Source organism: Rhodopseudomonas palustris, from assembly GCF_003591005.1.
Lineage (GTDB): Bacteria > Pseudomonadota > Alphaproteobacteria > Rhizobiales > Xanthobacteraceae > Rhodopseudomonas > Rhodopseudomonas palustris_K.
In genome coordinates this window covers 204,628-229,728 of the sequence record NZ_QYYD01000003.1, presented here as the reverse complement: position 1 = coordinate 229,728, position 25,101 = coordinate 204,628, and the positions used below count along the sequence as shown (strand labels likewise).

Sequence of the window (25,101 nt, the reverse complement as noted above, 5' to 3'; positions counted from 1 at the left end):
CTGCGTCATTGCGAGCCACCGGGTCGGCGCAACGCGCCGCCCGATGACAGGCTCCGCGAAGCAATCCATTCCCGGCGCACGGAGCTGGATTGCTTCGTCGCTTCGCTGCTCGCAATGACGCCAGGAGAGCTCGAGGACAGCCACCTTCGGCCGTTCCGCCTGATGAACTCGGCGCTCACCACTTCTCGCCAAACGGCCTGATCTCCATCTCAAACGTCCAGGCGCTTTTCGGCTGTTGATACAGCCCCCAATAGGCGCCGGCGACCGAGGCCGGTGGCATCAGCAGGTCGGGGTTGTCGAGCGCCTCTTTGCCCCACAGCTGCTCGCGGCGCTCGCGGACCCAGGCGGTATCGACGCCGGAGTCGATGATCAGATGCGCGACGTGAATGTTCTTCGGCATCAGTTCGCGCGCCATCGCCTGCGCCACCGCGCGCAGGCCGAACTTCGCGGAGGCGAACGCCGCGAAGCCGGAGCCGCCGCGCAGCGACGCAGTCGCGCCGGTGAAGAAGATCTTGCCCTGCCCGCGCGCCAGCATCAGCCGCGCCGATTCGCGGCCGGAGACAAAACCGGCCCAGCACGCCATCTCCCAGACCTTGCGAAACACGCGGTCGGTTGTCTCGAGGATCGGAAAATTGACGTTGGCGCCGACATTGAAGATCGTCACTTCGAGCGGCGCATGGGCGTCGGCGTCGTTGAGGAATGCCGTGACTTCGTCTTCCTTGCGGGCATCCAGCGAGCGCGCGACGATCTTGCCTCCGGCCGCCTCGATCTCTTCGACGAGCGGCTGCAGCTTCTCGCCGTTGCGCCGCCCGGCAAACACCGTGAAGCCTTCGGATGCGAACTTCTTGGCAATCTCCGCCCCGATGTAGTCTCCGGCGCCGATCACCGCGACCGTGGCGTTGCGTGGCTGCATTTGGAGTCTCCCTGGGCTCCGTCATTGCGGGCGAGCCTGTAGGATGGGTTGAGCGGAGCGAAACCCATCGATCGATGGCGTCAGCATGGGTTTGGCTCCGCTCAACCCATCCTACGATGCGTCCCGAGCACCGGCCTTCAGCCGTACATCTCCTCGACGTCGCGAAGCTGTTCCTTGCCGAAGAACATCTCGTTGCCGACGAAGAAGGTCGGCGAGCCGAACGCGCCGCGTTGCACCGCGTCTTCGGTGTTGGCGATCAGCTTGGCCTTAACATCCGGCTCCTGCGCGCGGGTCAGCAGCGCCTTGCCGTCGAGCCCGGATGACGAAAGCGCCACCACCGCGGTCTCCGGATCGTCCATCTTCTTCGGCTCGACCCACATGTGATGGAACGCCGCCGCGACATATTTCGCGAATACGCCATCGAGCTGCGCCGCGACCGCCGCGCGCATCAGGTTCAGCGTGTTGACCGGGAAATGCGGATTCCACACATATGGCTTCACCGCGTAGCGCTTGATGAAACGCTCGGTCTCGACCGCCTGGAATTCGCGCTTGTTCTTGACGCCGGCCAGCGTCTCGGCCGGCGACTTGTTGTTGGTCGCCTTGAAGATGCCGCCGAGCAGCACCGGCACGTAGTCGAATTTGGCGCCGATGCGCTGTTCGATCGCCGGGATCGCCTCGTGCGCCAGAAACGCGTTGGGGCTGCCGAAGTCGAACAGGAATTGCGGGGCGGGCGTGGGCATCGTGTCCTCCGGCGGCGCGTTGCGAGGCGCGCTTATATGATTTTCATCATCCCATCAGCCTAGCGGGTCGTCGCTGCGCAATCAACCCGGCAACCACGACGGCTGCGCCAGCCGCCGCGCATGATCGCGGATGTCCGCCGGCCAGGCTTGGGTACAGCGTGCGAACTTGTCGCGCTCTCCTGCGAACAGCGCGCGCGCCGCCTCCTCGTAATCCGGCCGGTCGCCGGCCATCACTGTCATGAAGCGATGCGCGGCTTCCTGCGCGGCGCGCAGGCGGTCGGTGTCGGCCGAGGTGCGACGCGCTTCGTCGACCAGCCGGCGCAGCGCCACGGAGGCGCCGCCGCGCTGCCGGCCAAGCCATTCCCAATGCCGCGGCAGCAGCGTCACCTCGCGCGCCACGACGCCGAGCTTCGGCCGCCCTCGCCCGCGCGGCACTCCGCCGTCGACAGGCTCCGACGACAGCGGATCAGCCGGCAGTCGCGCCAGCGCATCGGCCAGCGACCCGCGCAGATCGAAATCGACCTGCTGCGACGCGCAGTCGAAAACCAGCACGCCCGCTTCGCCGCGATCGACCAGTGGTTTGATCGCCGCCACGACGCTGCGAAGCTCGCCCTCGGCGAGCAGGCGTTCGCCGCGAAAGGCGACGTAGCTGGGCACGTCATTGGGGTTCATGGCAGGCGCTCCGCTGTCGACGTCCAAGCCTCAATATTTTATCCGGGTAAAATTGACAAGCCCTGCCCCTCCCTGCTAGGACGCACGCCGAACCGGCACTCAAAGGACCCGTGATGACCAAACTCGACCGCAAGGCGGCGATCAACGCCTACAAGGAGCGCAAGCCGAAGGCGGCAATCTTTGCGCTGCGCTGCGCAGCGGCGGACGCGGTGTGGATCGGGCCGACGCTCAATCCGGACACGGTGCACAACAAGATCTGGTTCACGCTGCGCCAGGGCAGCCATCCCAACCGCGAACTGCAGCTGGCCTGGACGGCGCACGGCGCCGACGCCTTCGCGCTCGAGACCCTGGAAGTATTCGAGCCGGACGAGGACCGCTATTTGCGTGACAACCAGCTCAAGGATCGCGCCGCGCATTGGCGCGAGCAGCTCGGCGCCCGCCCGCTCTGAGGTGGAGCGCCTCGCGGCAGCGCGTGGCGCCGAAATCGTCATCCGCCTCGAGCGTTTTCGGGCTATCAACCCATCGCATCATGCAGCGAGGTCGCCATGCTCACCGTCCACCATCTCAACAACTCCCGCTCGCAACGCGTGCTTTGGCTGCTGGAAGAGCTCGGCGTGCCCTACGAGATCAAGCGCTATCAGCGCCAGCCCGACATGATGGCGCCCAAAGAATTGCGTGCCGTGCATCCGCTCGGCAAATCGCCCGTGATCACCGACGCCGGCAACACGATTGCCGAGTCCGGCGCGATCATCGAGTACATCATCGATACCTACGGCGAAGGCCGGCTGATCCCGCCGCCGAAAACGCCCGAGCGGCTGCGCTACACTTATTGGCTGCATTATGCCGAAGGTTCGGCGATGCCGCCGCTGCTGCTGAAGCTGCTGTTCAGCATGATGCCCAAGCGGGCGCCGGCGCTGCTGCGGCCGCTGGTGAAGATGGTGGCGGGCGGCGCGCTGACCGGCTTCGTCGACCCGCAACTCAAGCAGCACATGGCGTTCTGGGAAAGCGAACTCGGCAAAAGCACCTACTTCGCCGGCAATGATTTCACCGCCGCCGATATCCAGATGAGCTTCCCGTTAGAGGCCGCCGCCTCGCGCGCCGGCTTGGACGGGCGCTACCCGAAGGCGCAGGCCTGGCTGGAAAATATCCACGCCCGCCCGGCGTATCAACGGGCGTTGGACAAGGGCGGACCGTACGAGATCGGGAAAGCGTAAGTAACAGCGCCCCAGGCACGGCCGGCTCCCTCTCCCGCTTGCGGGAGAGGGCGGGGGTGAGGGAGCCCCAGGTACATCGCCTGCTGCTACTGACCTTCATCGAAATCGAGACGTGATCGCCCGCGGCTCCCTCACCCCAACCCTCTCCCGCAAGCGGGAGAGGGGGCTCGCTGTGCTCGGGGAGGGCAACAACTAGCAATACGCCCTACCCCATCGGCAGCGGCGTCACCTTCACGCCAGGCGGCGGGACGTCGTCGTCGGGTACGAAGAAGTCGGACATCAGCTGCACGCTGGGATCGACGCGGTAAGGCTCGAAGTCGGTGACGCCGGAATCGTACAAGACGCGGTCGTCGATGCAGAATTGTCCGGTGAACTCGCGCGACGGTTTGGTGAGGATCGCATATGCGGCGTCGCCCATGATCTCGGGCGTGCGGCTGGCGCGCATCATGGCGTCGCCTCCGAGCAGATTGCCGACAGCCGCCGTGGCGATCGTGGTGCGCGGCCACAGCGCGTTAACGGCGATGCCGGCGCTCTTCAATTCGGCGGATAGACCGAGCACGACCATGCTCATGCCGAACTTCGCCAGCGTGTAGGCGGTCGAGGCCGCAAACCATTTCGGCTTCATGTCGAGCGGCGGCGACAACATCAGGATGTGGGGGCTCGGCGCTTTCTTCAAATGCGGAATGCAGTATTTCGACACCATGAAAGTGCCGCGGGTGTTGATGCCGGTCATCAGATCATAGCGCTTCATGTCGGTCGCCTGCGATGTCGTGAGGCTGATCGCGCTCGCATTGTTGACGCAGATATCGAGCCCGCCGAACTCGGCGACCGTCTTGTCGATCGCGTCAATCACCTGCGCTTCGTCGCGGATGTCGCACACCAGCGGCAACGCCTTGCCGCCGGCGGCGCGGATCTCGTCCGCCGCGGTGTAGATCGTGCCCTTGAGCTTGGGATGCGGCTCCGCCGTCTTGGCGGCGATCGCAATATTTGCCCCATCCCGCGCCGCTCGCAGCGCGATCGCCAGCCCGATGCCGCGGCTCGCGCCGGTGATGAACAGGGTTTTGCCCTTCAGTGATGCCATGGTGGTCTCCTGAACGCTTAGATTCGAAATCGCCGGCCAGCTTAGCAGAGCCTCGCTACACCCGCTTGCGGCGAGACGTTGGTTTCATCTGCAAGCCGAAGCAGTTGCCGCGCACGAGGCGAGCTCCCGCCCCCGCTTGCGGGGGCGGGTTGGGGTGAGGGAAAGCCACGAGTCGCAGCGCGCGCCTCGAGGCTGATCCAGCAGCGGTGAGCTCACTGCCTGGGGCACCCTCACCCCAGCCCTCTCCCGCAAGCGGGAGAGGGAGCGCGCAGCGCGCGCGGAGAGGTGTCGCCTCAGTGACTACCTACCAGCGCTCAATTCCCCGCCGCCGTAGCGCCTCGCGTGCGTGGATCCGGGGCGCCGTGGAAGCCGGCGGCGTCGATGAAGATCGTGTTGGTCGAGGTCTGGCCGAGCGGCACCGCGATGCGGTGGCCCATCGCGCGCAGCGCGTCCAGCGTGGCGTCGGGGAAGCCGGATTCGACGCGGACTTCGTCGGGCATCCATTGATGGTGCAGCCGCGGCGCGGCGACGGCGGCGGCGACGTTCATGCGATAGTCGAGCACATCGACGATCACCTGCAGGGTCGCCGAAATGATCCGGCTGCCGCCGGGCGAGCCGGTGACCAGCACCGGCCGGCCGTCCTTCAGCACAATGGTCGGCGACATCGACGACAGCGGCCGCTTGCCGGGCGCCGGCAGATTGGCGGCGAAACCGACCAGCCCATAGGCGTTGGAGGCGCCCGGCGCGGCGGTGAAATCGTCGAGCTCGTTGTTGAGCAGCACGCCGGTGCCGTCGGCGATCAGCCCGACGCCGTAAGAGAAGTTCAGCGTGTAGGTGTTGCTGACCGCGTTGCCCTGATCGTCGGCGACCGAGTAGTGGGTGGTGTTCTCGCCCTCCTTGGGCTGCGACACCGCATCGGCCGCCGGCGTCGCACGCAAAAGATCGATGCCCTTGCGCAGCGCCGCCGCGTAGTCCTTCGACAGCAGCTTGGCGGTCGGCGCATCGCTGAATGCCGGATCGCCGAGATAGCGGGCCCGGTCCGCATAGGCGCGCTTCATCGCTTCGATCAGCAGATGCAGCGACGGCGCGCTGCCTTGCGCATAGTCGTGCAGCGCGTAGCCTTCGAGAATATTCAGCGTCTCGATCAGCACCACGCCGCCGGACGACGGCAGTGGCATCGCCACGATGTCGTAACCACGATAGGTGCCGCGCACCGGCGCGCGCACCACCGCCTGATAATTCGCGAGATCCTCCGTGGTGATCAGCCCGCCGGCATCGCGGACCGCGCGCGAAAGTTTCTCCGCGACTTCGCCGCGATAGAACCCGTCTTGGCCCCTTTCGGCAATCGCCTGCAGCGTCGCGGCGAGATCCGGCTGCTTGAGGACGTCGCGGCCCTGCAGCGCCGAGCCGTCCGGCCGAGCCAGCACTTTCAAAGTCGTCGGCCAGCGCGACAGCCAGGCGTGCCATTGCGGAAACGTATCGGCGTTGTCATCGGCGATGATGAAACCGTCACGCGCGAGTTCGATCGCCGGCTGCAGCACGTCGCGCAGTGTGAATTTGCCCGAGCCGTATTTCTCCAGCGCCATCGCCAGACCGGCGACCGTGCCGGGCACGCCGATGCCGAGCGCGGATTTGCGCGACTTGTCGGCGTCGGGCTTGCCACCCGTCAGAAACATGTCCTCAGTCGCAGCCTGCGGTGCAGTCTCGCGATAATCGATCGCGATATTCTCGTTCTTCGCCGCAGAGTGGATTACCATGAAGCCGCCGCCGCCCAGGTTGCCGGCCCGCGGATAGGTCACCGCCATCGCAAACCCAGTCGCCACCGCGGCGTCGATCGCATTGCCGCCGCGCGCCAGAAACTTGGCGCCGACCTCGGCCGCGAGCTTCTCCTGCGCCACCACCATGCCGTGCTTGGCGACCACGGCAGGCGCGGACGCGGACTCGCGCAGCCCGCCGCCGCGCATGTCTTGCGCAGAAGCGATGACCGGCGCGATCACCAGCGCGGTGATGGTGAACGCCGTCACGATGCTGCGATGAAGAAACGTCATGGTGCTCATCTGTAGGTTCCGAAGAGATGCGCGGGCTGCCTTTGCGCCGGAGAATCCTATAGGGATTGCCCGGGCCGGCCAAATGCCGGCGCAGCAGGGGCGAACAATGTGGCCCTCGCGCAGCATGGGCAAACAAAATGGCGTCATCGCTCGCCACGAACATCGCATCGGACGCGACGCCGCGAGTCTATCCGTCGCGCCCTGCAGTGCTTGGCTGGATCCTGTTCGACTGGGCGGCGCAGCCCTACTTCACGCTGATCACCACGTTCATCTTCGCGCCGTATTTCGTCACTTACGTCGCGCCCGATCCGGCAACCGGACAATCCTGGTGGGGCTTCGCCACCGCGGCGAGCGGCTTTGTGATCGCACTGGCCTCGCCGGTGCTCGGCGCGGTGGCCGACGCCAGCGGCCGGCGCAAGCCGTGGATCGCGCTGTTCGGCGCGATGCTGGTGATCGGCTCTTGCCTGATGTGGTTCGGCAGACCGGGCGACCCGCATCTGATCCTGCCGCTGCTGATCGCCTACGCGCTCGCCACCATCGGGGTCGAGTTCGCCACCGTGTTCAACAACGCGATGATGCCCAATCTGGTGCCGCCCGAGAAGATCGGCCGATTATCAGGCACCGGATGGGCCACCGGCTACATCGGCGGCATCCTATCGTTGATCCTGGTGCTCGGCTTTCTGGCCGCAAGCCCCGAGAGCGGCAAGACGCTTCTGGGCATCACACCGCTGTTCGGGCTCGATCCGGCGACGCATGAAGGCGATCGCATCAGCGGACCGCTCACCGGCATCTGGTTCGTCGTGTTCGTGCTGCCGATGTTTCTGCTGACGCCGGATTTTCCCGCCAAGCTGAAAGTCCGCGCCGCGGTGCGCGAAGGCCTGCGCGAACTCCGCGAGACGCTGCGCGATCTGCCGAACCGGCGCTCGCTCGCCGCCTTCCTGCTCGCCAACATGATCTACACCGACGGCCTCGTCTCGCTATTCGCATTCGGCGGCATCTATGCCACGGGCACGTTCGGCTGGAACACGATTCAGATTGGCAGCTTCGGTGTCATCCTGGCGATCGCCGCAACTTTCGGCGCCTTCATCGGCGGCCGGCTCGACGACGCGCTCGGCTCCAAGCGGGTGATCGCCGGCTCGATGGTGCTGCTGCTGATCGCGATCGCCGGCATCCTGCTGATCGATCCGTCCCACATCCTGTTCGTCGAAGTCACCGCGCCGCAACCCGGCGGCGCGCTGTTCGCCGCGCCGGCCGAGCGCGCCTATCTGCTGCTCGGCTGCCTGATCGGCATCGCCGGCGGACCGTTGCAAGCGGCGTCGCGCACGCTGCTGATCCGCATCGCGCCGCGCGATCGCATCGCGCAGTATTTCGGCCTGTTCGCGCTGACCGGCAAGGTGACGTCGTTCATCGGCCCGCTGCTGATCGCCACGGTGACGGCCATCACCGCCAGCCAGAAGGCCGGCATGGCGGTGCTGGTGCTGTTCTTCGTCGGCGGCCTGGCGCTGCTGACGCGGGTCCAGCCTTCGTCGGACACCTGAACGCGATCCGTGGACAAAGCCGCCGGCGTGGTCTATATCAGCCGCATGATCCGTCCGACCGCCTCGTACTGGTACTTCTATTTTAGCAGCTCGCTGGCGGCGGGAGGATTTCGCGCGATCTGAAGATTGCAGCATAGAGATCCGAAAAGCCGCCAGACCTGGCGGCTTTTTCGTTTGAAGCCGGCAGGTCTCCTCATCAGGAGCAAACTGCCGTGTTGACCACCACCGACGACCTTCGCCTGCAGAACATCACCGAACTGAGTACGCCCGACGAAGTTTTGGGCGAGGTGCCGCGTACCTTGACCGCGACCCGCACCGTCGCGGCGAGCCGCAGCGCGATTCACGCCATCCTGAACGGAGCCGACGACCGGCTGCTGGTCGTGGTCGGCCCCTGTTCAATCCACGATCCGGCCGCGGCCATGGACTATGCCAGCCGTCTGGCGGCGCTGCGCGAGACCCTGTCCGACCGGCTCGAGATCGTGATGCGGGTGTATTTCGAGAAGCCGCGCACCACCGTGGGCTGGAAGGGGCTGATCAACGACCCCGATCTCGATGGCAGCTTCCGCATCGACAAGGGTCTGCGGCTGGCGCGCCATGTGCTGGCGGCCGTCAACAATCTCGGCCTGCCCGCCGCCACCGAATTCCTCGATCTGATCACGCCGCAATACATCGCCGACCTGGTCGCCTGGGGCGCGATCGGTGCCCGCACCACCGAGAGCCAGATTCACCGCGAACTGGCGTCCGGCCTGTCGTGCCCGATCGGCTTCAAGAACGGCACCGACGGTAACGTGCGGATCGCCGCCGAGGCGGTGAAGTCCGCGGCGCAGCCGCATCACTTCATGGCGGTGACCAAGCGTGGCCGCAACGCCATCGCGGCCACCACCGGTAACAGCGACTGCCACGTCATCCTGCGCGGCGGCATTGCGCCGAACTACGATGCCGCCAGCGTCGACGCCGCAGCAGCGGTGCTGGGGAAGAACGGCCTGGCGCCGCGGCTGATGATCGACGCCAGCCACGCCAACAGCCACAAGCAGCCGGAGAACCAGCCCAAGGTCACAGCCGATATCGGCCGCCAGCTCGCGGCCGGTGACGACCGCATCATCGGCGTAATGATCGAAAGCAATCTGGTCGCCGGCCGCCAGGACGTCGTCCCGGGCCGCCCGCTGCTCTACGGCCAAAGCATCACCGACGGCTGCATCGACTGGGCGACCACCGAGACCGTGCTGCATGAGCTGGCTGACGCAGTGCTGAGCCGGCGAACGACACGTCGCGGCGCTCAGCAGAAAGGTGCGGCGGCTTGATCAGCTAAGCGAGATGGCAATCGTCGTGTTGCTACACGAACTATGATCTTCTGAAGCAAGCAAGCTCGTCTCCACGCGTCATGCCCGGCCTTGTGCCGGGCATCCACGCCTTGCTGACTGAAACTCAGAAAAGGCGTGGATGGCCGGGACTAGCCCGGCCATGACGGAGTTCGGGAGCAACCAAGTAAGTTAGAAAGGGCCTGAGAGGTCGGTTCGCATTTTGAGTCCGACTCTCAAGCCACCGACTCCGTGCTTGAGACGACTGCTTCAGGCGGCTGTGTCCCCTCACCCGGCTCGCTGCGCTCGCCACCCTCTCCCGCAAGGGGAGAGGGTATGGCTCAATGCCGGAAATGCCTTGTCCCGGTGAACACCATGGCGATGCCGGCATCGTCGGCGGCTTTGATCACTTCGTCGTCGCGCACCGAGCCGCCGGGCTGGATCACCGCGGTGGCGCCGGCCTCGATGCAGGCCAGCATGCCGTCGGCGAACGGGAAGAACGCGTCGGAGGCGACCACCGAGCCCTTGGTCATCGGCGCGGCGAGCTTCATCGCCTCGGCCGCATCCTGCGCCTTGCGGGCGGCGATGCGGGCGGAATCGACACGGCTCATCTGCCCGGCGCCGATGCCGACGGTGGCGAGGTCCTTGGCGTAGATGATGGTGTTCGACTTCACGTGCTTGCCGACTCGGAACGCGAATTTCAGATCGCGGAGTTCGGCTTCGGTCGGCTGCCGCTTGGTGACGACCTTCAGCGCCATGTCGTCGACCACCGCGTTGTCGCGCGACTGCACCAGCAGGCCGCCGGCGACGGTCTTGTAGGTCAGCCCGGTCGCACGCGGATCGGGCAGCGAACCCGCCAGCAGCAGCCGAAGATTCTTCTTCGCCGCAACGATGGCAATTGCTTCAGCCGTTGCGTCCGGCGCGATGATCACCTCGGTGAAGATCTCGGTGATAGCGCGCGCCGCTTCGGCGTCGAGGGTGCGGTTGAGCGCAACGATGCCGCCGAACGCGGAGACGGAGTCACAGGCCAGCGCCTTCTGGCACGCGTCGAGCAGGCTCGCCCCTTCGGCGACGCCGCAGGGATTGGCGTGCTTGACGATGACGCAGGCCGCCGTGCGCTGCGCGTCGAACTCGCCGACCGCCTCATAGGCGGCGTCGGTGTCGTTGATGTTGTTGTAGGACAGTTCCTTGCCCTGCACCTGGCGCGCGGTGGCGACACCGGGGCGCTTCTCCGGCGTGGCGTAGAACGCGGCCTTCTGATGCGGGTTTTCGCCGTAGCGCAACGACTGCAGCAGCCGGCCGCCGATGGCGCGGAAATCCGGCGCGTCGAGCTCGAGCTGCAGCGCGAACCAGTTCGAGATCGCCGCATCGTAAGCGGCCGTCCGCGCATAGGCCTTGGCGGCGAGACGCTTGCGCAAGCTCAGCGTCGTGGCGCCGTTGTTGGCCGCAAGCTCGTCGAGCACTGCCTGATAATCATTAGCCTCGACCACCACCGCGACGTCGTCGTGATTCTTGGCCGCGGCGCGGATCATCGCCGGGCCGCCGATGTCGATATTCTCGATGCAATCCTCGTAGCCGGCGCCCTTATCGACAGTGGCTTCGAACGGATAGAGATTGACGACAAGCAGATCGATCTGCGCGATGCCGTGATCGGCCATCGCCTGCTTGTGCTCAGCGTTGTCGCGGATGGCCAGCAGGCCGCCATGCACCTTGGGATGCAGCGTCTTGACGCGGCCGTCCATCATTTCCGGGAAGCCGGTGAGATCGGAGACGTCCTTCACCGGCAGGCTGGCCGCCGCGATGGCTTTCGCCGTGCCGCCGGTGGAGACCAGTTCGACGCCATGGCCGACCAGCGCACGGGCGAAATCGATCAGGCCGGTCTTGTCGGAAACGGAGAGCAAAGCGCGGGTAACGCGGCGCGGAGTCGGACTCATGGGCAGGATCCTCTTAGGGGAAGGAAACACATGCCCAGGCGCGCGGCAGATCCATTCCGCGCTTCCCGATGGTGCTCCATCCGTGGTCGCCAGTCGCGCGAAACGCCGGTGGATTAGCAGGTTTGGCCGGCCGCGACAACGCCGACCGGGGTCGCTCGCGGCGCAGGGCCGATTTGCATCGCACGCGGACGCGCGCGTCAGCTCACCGGCATGCTGAAGACGAAGCGGGTTTCCTGCGGCGTCGAACTCGCCGTGAGCGTGCCGCCGTGGGCGCGGGCGATTTCGGAGGCGATGTACAGGCCGAGACCGAGCCCCGGTTTCGCCGGCTCGGTCTGGCCGCGATAGAACGGCTGAAACAGCTGCAGCAGCGCCGCGGCCGGGATGGGCTCGCCGGCGTTGGCGACCGACAGCTCGAACCGCGCAGCGTCCGAACGGGCCACCACGCGGATCGGCTGATCCGGCGCGCCATAGGTCACCGCGTTGGCGAGCAGGTTGGACAGCACTTGCGCGACCCGCCCGGCATCGCAGTTCACCGGCACGGCGAGATCGGCCTCCAGCTCGATGCGGCGATCGGGCGCCGTCGCCCGCGCTTCCGACACGACCTGCTCGATCACCGGCAGCAAAAGCTGCACCGAGCGCTTGCGCAGCGACAGCCCGTCGCCGAGCCAGCCGCGCGTGAAATCCATCACGTCGTCGATCAGTCCCGACATCCGCTTCACGGCGTTGCGCATCAGGTCGAGCACCTCGGGCGCGCGCTCCGGCGCCCTGCTCAGCACGCGCGTGCCGGCGTCGATCGCGGCCAGCGGGTTGCGCAGATCGTGGCCGAGCACGGCAATGAATTGCTCGCGCAGCCCGGCGGTGTGGCGTTCATCGCGCAGATCCGCTTCCGATGCCTGCAGACGATCGAGCGCATCGAGATGGGAGCCGATCAGTTCGGCAAACAGCTTGAAGGTGGCGATGGTGTGCGGCGTGCTGAGCAGCGCCGGCCGCGGATCGATCGCGCACAGCGTGCCGAACATCTCGCCGCTGGCCCGCATGATCGGCACCGAGATGTAGCTTTGGAAGCCGTATTGGGCCGGCGTGTGGTGATTGCGGAAGGTGGCGTCCTCGGCGACGTGATCGATCACCACCGCCTGGTGGCTCTGCCGGATCTCGTGACAGATGGTGGTCTCGATCTGCAGTTCGCCGCCCGGCTCCAGGCCGAACGCGATCTCGTCGCGCACCGCGCAGCACACCCAGCGGTCCTCGGTCACGCGCGCGACCGCCGCAAAGCCCATCCCGGTGGTACGGCAGACGACCTCCAGGATCAGCGGCACGGACTCGATCCGTTGCACCGCCTCGATATCGGCCTTAATGCCGTCCTGCATCCTCACGCGCTCGCCGGTGCCCACTCCCGGACCCACGGCTAGCGCGGACCGGCGGGAATTTCCACCGCGAATCTACAGCGGCAGTTCCGGCTCCCGCCGTGCGGCGCGGCGGGCCGAGGTGGCCTGCGGCGAAGCATTGGAGCGGATGAAGCTCCAGCGCACGCTCGGTGCCTCGATCGAATTTTGCCGGATGACGATCTGGGCCGAACGGCGCGGCCCGTCATTGCCGGCCAGGAACACGGTTTCCTCGAGATCGACGGTGTCGTCGGCGGCCTCGAAGGTCCAGACCTCGCGATTGGGCAGCACCAGCATCACGCCCTTGGCGTCGCTGAGCCGGCTCGCCTTGACCTGCGGATGCAGATGGAAGCGCAGCGCGTAGTCGGCCTGCGCAGCGCGGTGGCGGCCGCCCTGCCCCGGCGCCAGCGAATCCTCGCCGTCGACCCGGCTGCCGTCGTGCTTCACCATGATGACGCGCTGGTGCAGCACGCCGAATTTGTCGCGATAGCCGTCGTGCGACATCGTCAGCAGCACGCCGTTCGCGACGTCTTCGCGGCGGTTCTCGACGTGGTTCGGACCACTGACGATCGGCGCGCCCTGCAGCAGCTTCTTCATCGCCGAGCGCTCGACGAAGCTGCACGACGAGGTGTCGTGGCAAACCACGGTGGAATGCGCCGCGGTCGAGCGCGCGAAGCCGCGCCAGCTTTCGCGATTGGTGCCCGGCATGCCGCTATTGGTGACGATCCGGCACGCCCCGGAGGACAGTTCGAACGACAGGCAGCCGGCATGCGCATCCTGGCTGACATTCGCCGGAGGCGGCGCACCGGCATCGACCAGCACCAGCGTCGAGCCGGCGTCGATCCGCTGATAGCCGGAATGCGGCATGCTGGCCATCGGCGTGCCGTGGCTGTCATCATAGGCCAGCAGCGTCGCCAAGAGATCCTGCGGCGTCGCGCTCATGCCGTTGAACAGCGCGATGGCGCCGTCGCCGTGGCGGAAGAACCGCAGCATCGGCATCATCCGGTCGATCGCGTTGAGCAGCGCCGGCGGCGGCGCGATGTTGCGGGCCGAGAAAGTCTGACGCAGCGGCAACAGGTCGATCAGGAGCTCGATCAGCGCGCCGGGGTTGCGCGAGACGTGGCCGCCGTCCGGCAGAATCTGACGCTGCAGTTCGTCTGACAGCCGCTTGGTGGCGGCACGGATGTTGCGCGCCTGATTGGCGAGGCACAGCGCCGCGTAGCACAGCGCGATCGTCACCTGCAGCCGCGGCACGCCGTCCGAGACGTCGAGTAGCGCGAGGCGCAGCGCCCGGACCTCGCGGGTCAGGCCGCGCAGATAGCGGCGGTAGAACCGGCCGTCGGTGTCCGACAGCACCAGAGGCGCCTGCGACAGCAGCGAGATGACCCGCCGCGCCATCACCTCCGGGCGACGCCCGACCGGCCGGTGCCACGCCATGTTGCCGAGCCAGTCGTCGACCAGCGAGCGGGCATTGGCGCGGGTGATGGCGGTGTCGGCGGCGCGCAGATGGCGGAGCCAGCCGAAGCCGAACAATGCGGCTTCCCAATCCTCCGACGGCGATTCCAGTTCGAAGATCGAGCGGCCGTGGCAGGTGACGATCTTGCCGGCGAACACGAAGCGCCCCGCATAGATCTCAGCCGCGCGGGTGGCGTCGGCGGTGCGCAGATCGTGCGGCGCGATGATCAGCCGATCGGTGCGGCCGGGCCACAACCGCGCCAGCGCCGCCGAGCCGCCGGACGCACGCGCCACGAGATTCCGCGCGAAACGGCCCACGATCAGACTGGAGACTCGTCGGCGGTGGACGGCGGACACGCGTGCCAGGACTCCCGGTTCGTGGATGGCGTCCGCTTGGCGCGACCGTGGACCAGCGGATCTCAGTTTCAGCAAGACGGCGGCGACCTTCGCGCGCCGTGGCGCCTTCGATGAAGCCAGCCCTGATTGAAACAGCTCTGAGGACATCGGCGCGCAAGCGGAAGGACGTTGTGAACTAAAGCAACCTCGGATTAACGAAAATTCGTTTCAAATCCTTTTAGTCCGGAATCGGCCACCGCACACCCACCCGTTGGGCGGGGTGTGGACGGACAACTTCCGGGACTGTCGCGCGGCATCCACGCGACGGGCTTTGTCAACGATTACAGGGACTTCGACAGCCGCGCGGCATAGAAGCCGTCGACCCCGGCGAGCCGCGGGTCGGCATGCGGCAGGTGCGATGGCAGCGTCCGGACGTCACCGTCCGGCGTGAGGAATTCGGCGAGGCCGGCGACCTCCTCGGGAGCCACCGGGACGCGGCGCATCGCCGATTCGGCATCGAGCAGCTTGGCGATCGCCTGCTCGCCCTCCTCCGGCTCCAGCGAGCAGGTGCAATACACCAGCGTGCCGCCGGGCCGCAGCAGCGCCACCGCCTTGTGCAGCAGCCGATCCTGCACCGCCGCGAGCGCGCCGATATCGGCCTCCTGCTTCAGCCAGGCGACGTCGGGATGGCGGCGGATCGTCCCGGTGGAGGCGCAGGGCGCGTCGACCAGCACGGCGTCGAAGCTGCCGGGCGCGTCGGCCCGCCATTCGGTAGCATCGGCGACGCCGGTCTCGGCCTCCAGCGACAGCCGGGTGAGATTTTCCCGCAGCCGCGCCACGCGGGCCGGCGAGCGGTCGATGGCACTGACGCGCGCGCCGGCCTGCGCCAGTTGCGCGGTCTTGCCGCCCGGCGCCGCGCACAGATCGGCCACCGCTTTTCCGGCGAGATCGCCGAACAGCCGCGCCGGCAGCGCCGCGGCGGCGTCCTGCACCCACCACTCGCCGTCGTCGAAGCCGGGCAGCATCTTCACCGAGCCCTGCAACAGCGTCCGCACCGTGCCGGTCGGCAGCATTTCGCCGTACAGCCGGCCGGCCCAATGCTCCGCGTCGGACTTCACCGTGATGTCGAGCGACGGCTCGTGGCTGATCGCGAGCGCAATCGCGCGGGCGGCGTCTTCGCCGTAATGCGCGCTCCAGCGCGCCATCAGCCACTGCGGCACGTCTAGCGCCTGAGCGGCAACTTCGTCGACCAGCGGCTGGCCCTCGCGGGCGCAGCGCCGCAGCACGGCGTTGACGAGGCCGGTATATTTGGAAGCACGGCGGTCGGATTGTACCAGCCGCACCGACAGATCGACGGCGGCATGATCCGGCACGTCCATCCACAAAATCTGCGCCGCCCCGATCAGCAGCGCGCTCCGCGCCCGCGGCGCGTCGGTCGGAACGCCGCGGTCGAGCATTTTCGCCAGCACATGATCCAGCGTGCCGAGCCGGCGCAGGATCGTCGCCACCAGCCGCCGCATCAGCGCGCGGTCGCGATCCGCTAGCGTCTTTAATCCCGGATGCGCAGCCGGACCTTCAAGTTGTTCGTCCAGCGTCCGGCGCTTGCCGAGCACGCCGTCCAAAATGTCGGCGGCGATCCGGCGCGCGGCCAAACCCGGCACTTCGGAGGGCTGGGCGAATCTAGAAGCTGGCATGGAGGAGGGTATCACACTGGAGGACGGATGCTGGCGGCGCGACGCGCGTCGGAATTGGATGGCAGGCGAATATGCCGATTCTAAGAATCCGGCGACGTGCGATGTTGCGCCTGCTAACGCCGCGGCTTAGATCGCGTTGAAACGAAAGGCCGAGCCATGACCGACGCTGTCCCGAAAACGCCCGTTCCCGCGCCGCGCAAGGACCTGCCGGAGGCCGCCAAGCGGGCGCTGGCCGAGGCCGAAGCCCGCCGCGTCGAAGCCGCCCAGCACGCCGAAGCCCGCGCCAAAGAGTTTCAGGGCCCCAAGGGCCCCGAGCCGACTCGTTACGGCGACTGGGAAGTGAAGGGCATCGCGTCGGATTTTTGAGCGGCGTTCTCGCGCGATCGCTGTGACCTGTTTCGAGAACAACGTCGCTGGCGCGATTCTGCAATCGGTGATTGCGTCGCTTGCAACGCCCGACTCACGCTAACGTCGGACCATGTCTCCTCGCCCAAGACCGAACCGCGTCCCGATCGCGCGCCTGCCTTGGCGCGGGCGGATGGCGTCGATTCTGCCGTGGGTGTTCGTGCTCGGGATTGCGGCCGGCACGATGCTGCCGACGCGGCATTGGATCCAGTGGCCGTGGAGCAAGCCAATCTCGCGTGTTAATCCGGAAGATGCCGAGACGGTATGGCGGCGGGCCGGCAATCCGACCATACGGCATCCGGTCGACGTGCTGTACACCATCGATGGCGACACCTTCGAGGCGCGGGTGCATCTGCTACCCGGCCAAGATCTCGTCACCCGCGTGCGACTGCGCGGTATCGACGCGCCGGAGCTGAAGGCGCAATGTGCCAAGGAACTGCAACTCGCCGAAGCCGCCGCAGAGGCGCTGCGTGCATTGCTGCGCCAGGGCGAGGTTGCTATCTACAACATCGGCCCCGACAAATACGAAGGCCGCGTCGTCGCCGACGTCGCGACGAAGCGCACGTCGAGCGTCTCGGCGGCGCTGCTCGAGGGCGGCCACGCGCGTGCGTACAATGGCGGGCATCGCGAAGGATGGTGCGGGACGAAGTAATTGATTCGTCGCGCGCTGCGTCGCTGCCTTTCGACAACCGTCGTTCTGGGGCGCGCGAGCGTCAGCTCGCGTGAACCCGGAATCTCGATGTTCAAGGCACGGCCGGTCGTTCAGCAATCTGGGGATTCCGGGTTCGCTCGCTCCACGAGCGCCCCGGAATGACGGGCAAATATCGGAGCGGGTAGGATGGGTTGAGCAAAGCGAAACCCATCGATCGAGCGAGTCCGGGAGGTGATGGGTTTCGCTACGCTCAACCCATCCTACACACTCAGCCCTTGTCGCTTTCCAGCTTTGGAATCGGCGTGCCTTCGCCCGCCGACAGCAGGCCCGACTTGGCATACAGGCCGAGCTTGGTGCGAGTGTCGGCGATGTCGAGGTTGCGCATAGTCAGCTGGCCGATGCGGTCGGCCGGGGTGAACGGCGCGTCCTCGACCTTCTCCATGCTGAGCCGTTCCGGCGCGTAGGTCAGGTTCGGGCTCTGCGTATCGAGCAGCGAGTAGTCGTTGCCGCGGCGCAGCTCCAGCGTCACCTCGCCGGTGATGGCGCGCGCCACCCAGCGCTGCGCGGTCTCGCGCAGCATCAAGGCTTGCGAGTCGAACCAGCGGCCCTGATACAACAACCGGCCGAGCCGCATGCCGTTGATGCGATACTGCTCGATGGTGTCTTCGTTGTGGATGCCGGTGACCAAGCGCTCATAGGCGATGTGCAGCAGAGCCATGCCGGGTGCTTCGTAGATGCCGCGGCTCTTGGCCTCGATGATGCGGTTCTCGATCTGGTCGCTCATGCCGAGGCCGTGACGGCCGCCGATCGCATTGGCTTCGTGGAACAGCGCAACCGCGTCGCTGAAGGTCTTGCCGTTGAGCGCGACCGGCTGGCCTTCCTCGAACCGCACCGTGACGGTTTCGGCCTTCACCGCGCAGTCGTCGCGCCAGAACGGCACGCCCATGATCGGGCTGACGATCCTGATGCCGCTATCGAGCTGCTCGAGATCCTTGGCCTCGTGTGTCGCGCCGAGCAGATTGCTGTCGGTGGAATACGCCTTCTCGGCGCTCATCTTGTAGGCGAAGCCGTGGGCGGTCATGAATGCCGACATCTCGGCGCGGCCGCCGAGCTCGTCGATGAACTGCTGATCGAGCCACGGCTTGTAGATGCGCAGGCTCGGATTAGTCAGCAGCCCGTAGCGATAGAACCGCTCGATGTCGTTGCCCTTGTAGGTCGAGCCGTCGCCCCAGATGTTGACACCGTCTTCCTGCATCGCCGACACCAGCATGGTGCCGGTGACGGCGCGGCCGAGCGGGGTGGTGTTGAAATAAGTGAGGCCGCCGGTCGAGACGTGGAAGGCGCCGGCCTGGATCGCCGCGATGCCCTCGTGGACCAGTTGGGTGCGGCAGTCGACCAGCCGGGCCTTCTCGGCGCCGAACTCCATCGCCTTGCGCGGGATTGCGTCGTAATCGGATTCGTCGGGCTGCCCCAGGTTTGCCGTATAGGCGAATACCCGGGCGCCCTTCTGTTTCATCCACAGCAGCGCCGCGCTGGTGTCGAGCCCGCCCGAGAACGCGATACCGACGTTGTCGCCCTTGGGCAGGCTTTTCAGGATGGTGGTCATGGACATTCCAATCGACAGAGGCGGGGTTCGGCTGCGCGCATACCAAACTTCGTGCCGCCGGGCACGCGTTTAATCGCCGATAATCCGGCCTAGACGGCCGCTGGGGCGGGGCCGACGTCGTGGCCGCGGCGCTTTTGCCGCCAACGGTACAGCGGCCAGAAGGCCCGGGTCAGCGCAACATCGACCGCCGCATCGCTGGTCCGGCTCCAGGCCCAGCGATAAATCAGGCCATAGAGCAGCCAGATCACCAGGAACGTCACCAGCCCGGCGATCGCCACGTCGGTGAAGAAGTGCCCGCCGAACGCCATGCGGAGCCCGCTGGTGACGGTGCCGAACACGAAGGCGGCGGCGTACGCATAGGGCCGCACCGAGGGCGGCGTGAGTGCCGCCGGCGCGAACGTCCAATAGGCGGTGGCGCCCTCGCCGGAGAAGAACGAGCAGTTCTTCGGGCACGCGCCGCGCGGATCCCACCACGCCTTGAACTGCCAGGCACCGTTGAATTCGGTGACCGCCGCCGGGCGCGGCCGGCCCCAATGCGTCTTGAAGGTCAGGTTGGTCAGAATGCCGGCCGCCAGGATAATGCTGATCAGCAGGAACGCCATGGTGCGGCCCTTGACCAGCAGCGGCTTGTCCGGCCGAACCAGCTTGACCACGAACGCGATAACCGATGGCGCAGCGATGCCCCAGGCGATCCACATCGCGGCATCGCGCGAGAACGCCGCCAGAGTGACGCCGCTCATCGGAAAGCGCTTGGTGGCGGGGTCGTAGAACAGCGCCGCCAACTGCATGTCGAGTTCCGGATAGAGCCCGAACAACAGGCCGATCACGGCGAACAGCGCCAGCGCAATGAAAAGTCCGGTCCGGTTCATGGCGGGGGTTTAGCCGACGCGCTCAGGGATGAAAAGCCGGCGCGACGCTACGCTGCAGGCGGCGGCCCAGCCGGCGCTGAAGGCTGGGAAGCCGGAGTTCGGGCAGGCTGCGTCATCCGCGGACGCGGCGGATCGTGCCACAGTCCGGCGGTGCGGCCGGCGATCAGCCAATAGACCAGGCCGCCGACGATGCCGGCGCCGGTCATGATTTCGAAGTGCCGCCGGACGATGCCGTCGAACCGCAGCGTGCCGGGATCGAACGGCACCAGCCCGAGATAGCAGCCGACGCCGACCAAGCCTCCGCCGATCGCATAGGCCAGCGCGCTGCGGATCGAAAACGCTTCGGTGACCAGCACCACGATCAGCGCCGGCACCAGCGCGAAGCCGGACACGAAGATGAAGCCGAAGCCGAGCACGATGTTCATCGTGTCCTGATCGAGCGGCGCATCGGTGATGGCGCTGAGTTCCGGAAATAGCATCGCCCCGACCACGATCACGCCGGCGGCGAGGCTCGCGAACAGGAAGCCGAACGCGACCGCGAACAAATGGCCGATCAGCGACATGGCGCGGCCTTGCGTGTGGCAAAGGCGTGGATGGCCGGGACGAGCCCGGCCATGACGGTGGTTGGGGTGACGTCCGCCTTTTCCCCGAGCGTCATTGCCGGGCTTGACCCGGCAATCCATCGCTTTCGAAGAGGATGGACACGCGGGTCAGGCCCGCGTGTGACGTCGGTATCTGGGGTAACGCTCATCAGTCCGTCATCGCCATCGCGCGCAGCGCGTCGCGTTCGCGTACTGACAACTTCTCGGTCTCCGACTTCAACTGACCGCAGGCGGCCAGAATATCGCGGCCGCGCGGAGTGCGCACGGGGGACGAGTAACCGGCGTTGAAGACGTATTCCGAGAACTTCTCGATCTGGTCCCAATCCGAGCACTCGTATTTCGAGCCCGGCCACGGATTGAACGGGATCAGATTGATCTTGGCCGGAATGCCCTTGAGCAGCTGGACCAAGCGCCGCGCGTCGTCGAGCGAGTCGTTGACGCCCTTCAGCATCACATATTCGAATGTGATGCGGCGCGCGTTGGAGGCGCCCGGGTAGTCGCGGCAGGCCTGCAGCAATTCCTTCAGCGGATATTTGCGGTTGAGCGGCACCAGCTCGTTGCGCAGTTCGTCGCGCACTGCATGCAGCGAAATCGCCAGCATCACGCCGATCTCGTCGCCGGTGCGCTTGATGTTCGGCACCACACCCGAGGTCGACAGCGTCACCCGCCGCCGCGAAATGCCGATGCCTTCGTTGTCGGTAACGATCAGCAGCGCGTCGCGCACCGCGTCGAAATTGTACAAAGGCTCGCCCATGCCCATCATCACGATGTTGGTGACGAGGCGGTTGCCGTTCGGCGTTTCGCGGTCGACCCAGTCATTGAGGCGATCGCGCGCCACCATCACCTGGCCGACAATCTCACCGGGCGTGAGATTGCGCACCAGCCGCTGGGTGCCGGTGTGGCAGAACGAGCAGTTCAGCGTGCATCCGACCTGGCTGGACACGCACAGCGTGCCGCGGTCGGTCTCCGGGATGTAGACGCATTCGACCTCGTGGGCTTTCTGCGCGTCGTTGCCGCTCGGCAGCCGCAGCAGCCATTTGCGGGTGCCGTCGGCGGAGATCTGCTCGGCCACCACTTCGGGCCGGTCGACCGTGAAATGCTCGGCGAGCTGAGCGCGCATCTCCTTGGAGACGTTGGTCATCTCGGAAAATTCGCGAGCGCCGCGGACATACATCCAGTGCCACAGCTGCTGCGCGCGCATCTTGCGCTGCCCCGGCGCGACGCCGATGGCGCCGAGCTGATGGGCAATCTCGCCCCGCGACAGCCCGACCAGCGATGGCTTGGCCGGCGGCACGAAGGTTTCGAGCGGGGTCTTTTCGAGCGGCACGGCAGCGGCGAGAGTCATGGCGATCCGATTCAGGCGGGTCACGGCCCGCAGCAAGCATGGCGCCTCATCCCGAGCCGCGGCCACCCGGCTATGGCTCGAAGGACAAGGGCATTCGGCCCATGGGGTCAGGCAGCCCGAGGCTCCCTGGCCATGAGCAAGGCGCGACGATCGCGCCTCGGCAATCAGCGTCAGATAAGGCTTTTTCACGGTTCTGCAAAGCCGAGAATGGCGGAAGCCGGCCCGCCGCCGCGCTCAGCCGCCGCAGTTCTGCGCGACCTTGTCGAGCGCCTGGGCGAGACCCTTCAGTGAAAAGGTATCGGTGGTGGCGGTTCCCTTGGCGGAAACACCTTTCACGGTAACTTCGCCCGATTTCCGCAGCGCCTCGACCAGCCGCTCTTCCTCGGCGGCGTTCTTGATCCACAGGCCGTCGCCTTGGGTGTACATCGCAAACGACGCGCCGCCGACCTCCATGGTCGATTCAGAACCCGGCTTTAGCGGATAGCCGATCATCACCGAGACTTCGTTGACCACCTTCTCGGACGGGCGGGTCGAGATGAACGCATAGGCCGGATCGCGCGGCCGGCCTGCCGGGGTGGTCTTGGACGACGCCGGCTTGGCGAGCACAAAGCAAACCTTCTTGCCGCCCGGCGCCGCCATATAGGCGCCCCAACTGCCGAACTGGCCGATCAGGCTTGGCTCGGCACCGAGGCTCGCGGGCTTGGCCTCCGAGTTCGACGATTTCCCCTTCGAAGCAGGAGCCGCCATCGCGGCGCTCGCCACGCCGCACCCCACCAGTCCCGCCGTCGCGGCAATCAGCATTCGCCTCACATTCATGGGCAAGTCTGGTCCCTCATTATTGTGACTGCAAAATGGCCCGCGGCGGTCGCTTGCTCACCACCCCCGGAATAACGGCCCAGGCCGATTCGCAAAAGGCGTCCGCCCGGCGCATCGCGTCCGGCAGCGCACCGCCCGACGCTTTTGCGTCAGGATTTGGCGCGCGCCGTGCGATGCGCGGTCCAATCCGCCTCACTCCAGGCCAGCAAGTCTTCGGCGCCGGATGAGCGCAGATGCGCGCCGCCATCCTGCACCACCATCTCGCCGGTGATGAAGCCGGCACGATCGGAGACCAGATAGCTGGCGAGATCGGCGAGTTCGTCGGGGTGGCCAACGCGGCCGACCGGCGCGCGCGACGCCGGATCGACGCTGCGCCCCTGCGGCTGCAACTGGGCGGAGGCACCGGGCGTCGGAAACGCACCGGGCGCGATTGCGACGGTGCGGATGCGCTTCGGCCCCCATTCGACCGCCAGGCTCTTGGTCATCGCCAGCAGTGCCGACTTGGCCATCGCCGACGGCACCGTGAAGGCGCGGCCGGTGACGGTCGAGGTCGACAGGATGCTGAGCACCACGCCCGGACGCTGCGCCGCGATCCAGCGGCGGCCGGCGCCGAGCGTGCAGTACAGCGCGCCATGCAACGTCGGCGCCAGGATCGCATCGGCGGCGCGCGCGGACAAATGTTCGGTCTGGGCAATGAAGGTCGCGGCCGCGTTGTTGACCAGCACGTCGATCGGCGCCTCCTGCCAGATCGCCTCGAGCATCGCCTCGACCGCGTCGGGGTCGCGGATGTCGCAGCGATGCGTCGTCACCTCCGCGCCCGAGGCGCGCAGTCTCTCCGCCGTCTCCTGCAACAGCTGCTCGCGCCGCCCGCACAGCACCAGCGCAGCGCCGAGTCCCGCGAACCGCTGCGCCATCGCGGCGCCGAGTCCAGAGCCGCCGCCGGTGATCAGAATACGTTTGCCCGCAAGCAGCCCGGCCTCGAACATCGCGCTTCTCCCTGATTGACCGTGGAGCGGAATTCGAGCCCGCTCTCTCCCAACGCGTCATTGCCGGGCTTGACCCGGCAATCCATCCACTACGTAACAAGCTTCCGATCGCGCTTGTTATGAAAAGAGATGGATGCCCGGATCACGTCCGGGCATGACGCCGTGCGTGTCGACGTCGCGTCAGCCCGAAACCAATTGTCCGTGGCGACCAAATCCGGCACAACGGCACGCAATCACAAACCTCGCACCCTGGGTGGATACATGAAGGCGATTCTCTGCCGGCAATATTGCGGTCCCGACGAGCTCGAATATGCCGAGGTTCCTGATCCGGTTGCAGGCCCAGGCGAAGCGGTGATCGCCATCAAGGCGGCGGCGCTGAACTTTTTCGACATCCTGATGATCCAGGGCAAGTATCAGATCAAGCCGCCATTCCCATTCTCGCCGTGCGCCGAAGTGGCGGGCGTGATCGAGAGCGTCGGCGAAGGCGTCACCGATCTGAAGCCCGGCGACCGCGTCGCCGCTTCATGCGGCCACAATGGCGCGCGCGAGAAGATCGCGCTGCCGGCCGCCTCGATCGTCAAGATCCCCGACAATCTCGACTACGACCGCGCCGCCGGCATCTTCATCATCTACGGCACCGCGCTGCATGCGCTGGAAGACCGCGCCAGCCCGAAGCCGGGCGAGACGCTCGCCGTGCTCGGTGCCGCCGGCGGCACCGGCCTCGCCGCCTGCGAACTCGGCAAGCTGATGGGCCTCAAGGTGATCGCCTGCGCGTCGTCTGACGAGAAGCTCGAATTCGCCAAGCAGCACGGCGCCGAGCTGGGACTGAACTACGCGAAGGAAGATCTGAAGGAAGGCCTGAAGAAGCTGACCGGCGGCAAGGGCGTCGATATCATCTTCGATCCGGTCGGCGGCAGCTATGCCGAGGCGGCGCTGCGCTCGATCGCCTGGGAAGGCCGCTTCCTGGTGATCGGCTTTGCGGCCGGCGACATCCCGAAGATGCCGCTCAACCTCGCGCTGCTGAAGGGCTGCGACATCCGCGGCGTGTTCTGGGGCGCGTGGACGCGGATCAATCCTGAGAAAAACCGCGCCAATCTCGAGAAGCTGGTGAAGTGGGCCGCTGAGGGCAAGATCTCGTCTCACGTCGACCGCACCTTCCCGCTGGCCCAAACCGCCGACGCCTTGAAGGTGCTCGCCGGCCGTCAGGCCATGGGCAAGGTGATCCTGCATCCGTAACTAACAATCGACCACGCGGCCGTGTCCCGGACAAGCGGCAGCGCGATAGCGCTGCTGCGCAGATCCGGGACCCCGGTTGGTGTGCCGACGTAACCGGGGCCCGGATCAGCAGCGCACCGCTTCGCGGTCCGCTTTGTCCGGGGCACGCGTAGCGGGCGTGTGTACCTAACGACGGGCTGCGCGCTACGACGTGTGCGAAACGTGGTGTCCCGGACATGCGGCAGCGCGATAGCGCTGCTGCGCAGATCCGGGACCCCGGTTGGTACGCCGACGTAACCG

At 66.6% G+C, this 25,101-nt stretch carries 22 protein-coding genes and 1 riboswitch; of the genes, 7 read left to right on the top strand and 15 right to left on the bottom strand.

Annotated elements, in window-relative coordinates; genetic code table 11:
- Positions 1-175: 175 nt before the first annotated feature.
- From D4Q52_RS04490 to D4Q52_RS04480, 3 genes are all read right to left on the bottom strand, one after another.
- Entirely contained in the window at positions 176-913 is a 738-nt protein-coding gene (locus tag D4Q52_RS04490) for an SDR family oxidoreductase (RefSeq protein ID WP_119855342.1), read from the bottom strand.
- 137 nt (positions 914-1,050) lie between these two features.
- On the bottom strand, positions 1,051-1,653 hold the full coding sequence (locus D4Q52_RS04485; protein WP_119855341.1) for a 2-hydroxychromene-2-carboxylate isomerase: 603 nt from the start codon (positions 1,651-1,653) through the stop codon (positions 1,051-1,053).
- 81 nt (positions 1,654-1,734) lie between these two features.
- Positions 1,735-2,325 carry a DUF2239 family protein gene (locus D4Q52_RS04480; protein ID WP_119855340.1) on the bottom strand — a complete coding sequence of 197 codons (591 nt, stop codon included), beginning with the start codon at positions 2,323-2,325 and terminating at the stop codon, positions 1,735-1,737.
- Positions 2,326-2,438: 113 nt separating this feature from the next.
- Here D4Q52_RS04480 and D4Q52_RS04475 point away from each other — a divergent pair, with 113 nt between their 5' ends.
- Positions 2,439-2,774, top strand: coding sequence for a GIY-YIG nuclease family protein (locus D4Q52_RS04475; RefSeq protein ID WP_119855339.1), 336 nt, complete (start codon positions 2,439-2,441; stop codon positions 2,772-2,774).
- Between the two features lie 96 nt (positions 2,775-2,870).
- Positions 2,871-3,539: a glutathione S-transferase gene (locus D4Q52_RS04470; RefSeq protein WP_119855338.1), complete on the top strand. Its 669-nt coding sequence runs from the start codon at positions 2,871-2,873 to the stop codon at positions 3,537-3,539.
- Between the two features lie 205 nt (positions 3,540-3,744).
- Here the strand turns inward: D4Q52_RS04470 and D4Q52_RS04465 are convergent, their stop codons facing one another.
- Together D4Q52_RS04465 and ggt are read right to left on the bottom strand one after the other, a co-directional pair.
- On the bottom strand, positions 3,745-4,620 hold the full coding sequence (locus D4Q52_RS04465) for an SDR family oxidoreductase (RefSeq protein ID WP_119855337.1): 876 nt from the start codon (positions 4,618-4,620) through the stop codon (positions 3,745-3,747).
- Positions 4,621-4,934: 314 nt separating this feature from the next.
- Positions 4,935-6,677 (bottom strand): gamma-glutamyltransferase, encoded by a 1,743-nt coding sequence (gene ggt, locus D4Q52_RS04460; protein ID WP_119855336.1) that lies wholly within the window; start codon positions 6,675-6,677, stop codon positions 4,935-4,937.
- A 128-nt stretch (positions 6,678-6,805) separates the two neighbouring features.
- Between ggt and D4Q52_RS04455 the strand changes: the two genes are divergently transcribed.
- Together D4Q52_RS04455 and D4Q52_RS04450 are read left to right on the top strand one after the other, a co-directional pair.
- Positions 6,806-8,206 (top strand): MFS transporter, encoded by a 1,401-nt coding sequence (locus tag D4Q52_RS04455; RefSeq protein ID WP_119855335.1) that lies wholly within the window; start codon positions 6,806-6,808, stop codon positions 8,204-8,206.
- Between the two features lie 212 nt (positions 8,207-8,418).
- A complete protein-coding gene (locus D4Q52_RS04450) occupies positions 8,419-9,507 on the top strand; it encodes a 3-deoxy-7-phosphoheptulonate synthase (RefSeq protein ID WP_119855334.1) in 1,089 nt (362 codons plus the stop codon).
- 338 nt (positions 9,508-9,845) lie between these two features.
- Here D4Q52_RS04450 and purH read toward each other — a convergent pair whose 3' ends face one another.
- From purH to D4Q52_RS04430, 4 genes are all read right to left on the bottom strand, one after another.
- The gene (gene purH, locus D4Q52_RS04445) at positions 9,846-11,438 is read right to left on the bottom strand and encodes a bifunctional phosphoribosylaminoimidazolecarboxamide formyltransferase/IMP cyclohydrolase (protein WP_119855333.1); all 1,593 of its coding nucleotides are present in this window, start codon (positions 11,436-11,438) and stop codon (positions 9,846-9,848) included.
- A gap of 25 nt (positions 11,439-11,463) precedes the next feature.
- Positions 11,464-11,545, bottom strand: a riboswitch (ZMP/ZTP riboswitch).
- A 90-nt stretch (positions 11,546-11,635) separates the two neighbouring features.
- Positions 11,636-12,805: a GAF domain-containing sensor histidine kinase gene (locus D4Q52_RS04440; protein WP_119855431.1), complete on the bottom strand. Its 1,170-nt coding sequence runs from the start codon at positions 12,803-12,805 to the stop codon at positions 11,636-11,638.
- A gap of 72 nt (positions 12,806-12,877) precedes the next feature.
- The gene (locus D4Q52_RS04435; RefSeq protein ID WP_119855332.1) at positions 12,878-14,632 is read right to left on the bottom strand and encodes a heparinase II/III family protein; all 1,755 of its coding nucleotides are present in this window, start codon (positions 14,630-14,632) and stop codon (positions 12,878-12,880) included.
- Between the two features lie 320 nt (positions 14,633-14,952).
- Complete coding sequence (locus tag D4Q52_RS04430) at positions 14,953-16,305, bottom strand: RsmB/NOP family class I SAM-dependent RNA methyltransferase (protein ID WP_119855331.1); 1,353 nt, start codon at positions 16,303-16,305, stop codon at positions 14,953-14,955.
- A 156-nt stretch (positions 16,306-16,461) separates the two neighbouring features.
- On the opposite strand from D4Q52_RS04430, the gene D4Q52_RS04425 reads away from it, so the two are divergent.
- Both D4Q52_RS04425 and D4Q52_RS04420 read left to right on the top strand, forming a co-directional pair.
- Complete coding sequence (locus tag D4Q52_RS04425; RefSeq protein ID WP_119855330.1) at positions 16,462-16,671, top strand: DUF1674 domain-containing protein; 210 nt, start codon at positions 16,462-16,464, stop codon at positions 16,669-16,671.
- 112 nt (positions 16,672-16,783) lie between these two features.
- A complete protein-coding gene (locus D4Q52_RS04420) occupies positions 16,784-17,362 on the top strand; it encodes a thermonuclease family protein (protein ID WP_119855329.1) in 579 nt (192 codons plus the stop codon).
- Positions 17,363-17,630: 268 nt separating this feature from the next.
- Here D4Q52_RS04420 and argG read toward each other — a convergent pair whose 3' ends face one another.
- From argG to D4Q52_RS04390, 6 genes are all read right to left on the bottom strand, one after another.
- Positions 17,631-18,968, bottom strand: a complete 1,338-nt coding sequence (argG, locus tag D4Q52_RS04415; protein ID WP_119855430.1) for an argininosuccinate synthase — start codon at positions 18,966-18,968, stop codon at positions 17,631-17,633.
- An 89-nt stretch (positions 18,969-19,057) separates the two neighbouring features.
- Complete coding sequence (locus D4Q52_RS04410) at positions 19,058-19,837, bottom strand: phosphatase PAP2 family protein (RefSeq protein WP_119855328.1); 780 nt, start codon at positions 19,835-19,837, stop codon at positions 19,058-19,060.
- 47 nt (positions 19,838-19,884) lie between these two features.
- Positions 19,885-20,400 (bottom strand): hypothetical protein, encoded by a 516-nt coding sequence (locus tag D4Q52_RS04405; RefSeq protein ID WP_119855327.1) that lies wholly within the window; start codon positions 20,398-20,400, stop codon positions 19,885-19,887.
- A gap of 187 nt (positions 20,401-20,587) precedes the next feature.
- The gene (gene rlmN, locus D4Q52_RS04400; RefSeq protein WP_119855429.1) at positions 20,588-21,784 is read right to left on the bottom strand and encodes a 23S rRNA (adenine(2503)-C(2))-methyltransferase RlmN; all 1,197 of its coding nucleotides are present in this window, start codon (positions 21,782-21,784) and stop codon (positions 20,588-20,590) included.
- Between the two features lie 234 nt (positions 21,785-22,018).
- A complete protein-coding gene (locus D4Q52_RS04395; RefSeq protein WP_119855326.1) occupies positions 22,019-22,600 on the bottom strand; it encodes an invasion associated locus B family protein in 582 nt (193 codons plus the stop codon).
- A gap of 149 nt (positions 22,601-22,749) precedes the next feature.
- The gene (locus tag D4Q52_RS04390) at positions 22,750-23,586 is read right to left on the bottom strand and encodes an SDR family oxidoreductase (RefSeq protein ID WP_119855325.1); all 837 of its coding nucleotides are present in this window, start codon (positions 23,584-23,586) and stop codon (positions 22,750-22,752) included.
- Positions 23,587-23,847: 261 nt separating this feature from the next.
- On the opposite strand from D4Q52_RS04390, the gene D4Q52_RS04385 reads away from it, so the two are divergent.
- On the top strand, positions 23,848-24,822 hold the full coding sequence (locus tag D4Q52_RS04385) for an NADPH:quinone oxidoreductase family protein (protein ID WP_119855324.1): 975 nt from the start codon (positions 23,848-23,850) through the stop codon (positions 24,820-24,822).
- Positions 24,823-25,101 lie beyond the last annotated feature (279 nt).

Excerpts from the sequence above, each read along its gene's own strand:
- D4Q52_RS04490 (WP_119855342.1), bottom strand. The coding sequence starts at position 913 with ATGCAGCCACGCAACGCCACGGTCGCGGTGATCGGCGCCGGAGACTAC.
- argG (WP_119855430.1), bottom strand. The coding sequence starts at position 18,968 with ATGACCACCATCCTGAAAAGCCTGCCCAAGGGCGACAACGTCGGTATC.
- D4Q52_RS04440 (WP_119855431.1), bottom strand. The coding sequence starts at position 12,805 with ATGCAGGACGGCATTAAGGCCGATATCGAGGCGGTGCAACGGATCGAG.
- purH (WP_119855333.1), bottom strand. The coding sequence starts at position 11,438 with ATGAGTCCGACTCCGCGCCGCGTTACCCGCGCTTTGCTCTCCGTTTCC.
- D4Q52_RS04465 (WP_119855337.1), bottom strand. The coding sequence starts at position 4,620 with ATGGCATCACTGAAGGGCAAAACCCTGTTCATCACCGGCGCGAGCCGC.
- rlmN (WP_119855429.1), bottom strand. The coding sequence starts at position 21,784 with ATGACTCTCGCCGCTGCCGTGCCGCTCGAAAAGACCCCGCTCGAAACC.
- D4Q52_RS04395 (WP_119855326.1), bottom strand. The coding sequence starts at position 22,600 with ATGAATGTGAGGCGAATGCTGATTGCCGCGACGGCGGGACTGGTGGGG.
- D4Q52_RS04425 (WP_119855330.1), top strand. The coding sequence starts at position 16,462 with ATGACCGACGCTGTCCCGAAAACGCCCGTTCCCGCGCCGCGCAAGGAC.
- D4Q52_RS04455 (WP_119855335.1), top strand. The coding sequence starts at position 6,806 with ATGGCGTCATCGCTCGCCACGAACATCGCATCGGACGCGACGCCGCGA.
- ggt (WP_119855336.1), bottom strand. The coding sequence starts at position 6,677 with ATGAGCACCATGACGTTTCTTCATCGCAGCATCGTGACGGCGTTCACC.
- D4Q52_RS04485 (WP_119855341.1), bottom strand. The coding sequence starts at position 1,653 with ATGCCCACGCCCGCCCCGCAATTCCTGTTCGACTTCGGCAGCCCCAAC.
- D4Q52_RS04410 (WP_119855328.1), bottom strand. The coding sequence starts at position 19,837 with ATGAACCGGACCGGACTTTTCATTGCGCTGGCGCTGTTCGCCGTGATC.
- D4Q52_RS04405 (WP_119855327.1), bottom strand. The coding sequence starts at position 20,400 with ATGTCGCTGATCGGCCATTTGTTCGCGGTCGCGTTCGGCTTCCTGTTC.
- D4Q52_RS04390 (WP_119855325.1), bottom strand. The coding sequence starts at position 23,586 with ATGTTCGAGGCCGGGCTGCTTGCGGGCAAACGTATTCTGATCACCGGC.
- D4Q52_RS04420 (WP_119855329.1), top strand. The coding sequence starts at position 16,784 with ATGTCTCCTCGCCCAAGACCGAACCGCGTCCCGATCGCGCGCCTGCCT.
- D4Q52_RS04385 (WP_119855324.1), top strand. The coding sequence starts at position 23,848 with ATGAAGGCGATTCTCTGCCGGCAATATTGCGGTCCCGACGAGCTCGAA.
- D4Q52_RS04470 (WP_119855338.1), top strand. The coding sequence starts at position 2,871 with ATGCTCACCGTCCACCATCTCAACAACTCCCGCTCGCAACGCGTGCTT.
- D4Q52_RS04475 (WP_119855339.1), top strand. The coding sequence starts at position 2,439 with ATGACCAAACTCGACCGCAAGGCGGCGATCAACGCCTACAAGGAGCGC.
- D4Q52_RS04480 (WP_119855340.1), bottom strand. The coding sequence starts at position 2,325 with ATGAACCCCAATGACGTGCCCAGCTACGTCGCCTTTCGCGGCGAACGC.
- D4Q52_RS04430 (WP_119855331.1), bottom strand. The coding sequence starts at position 16,305 with ATGCCAGCTTCTAGATTCGCCCAGCCCTCCGAAGTGCCGGGTTTGGCC.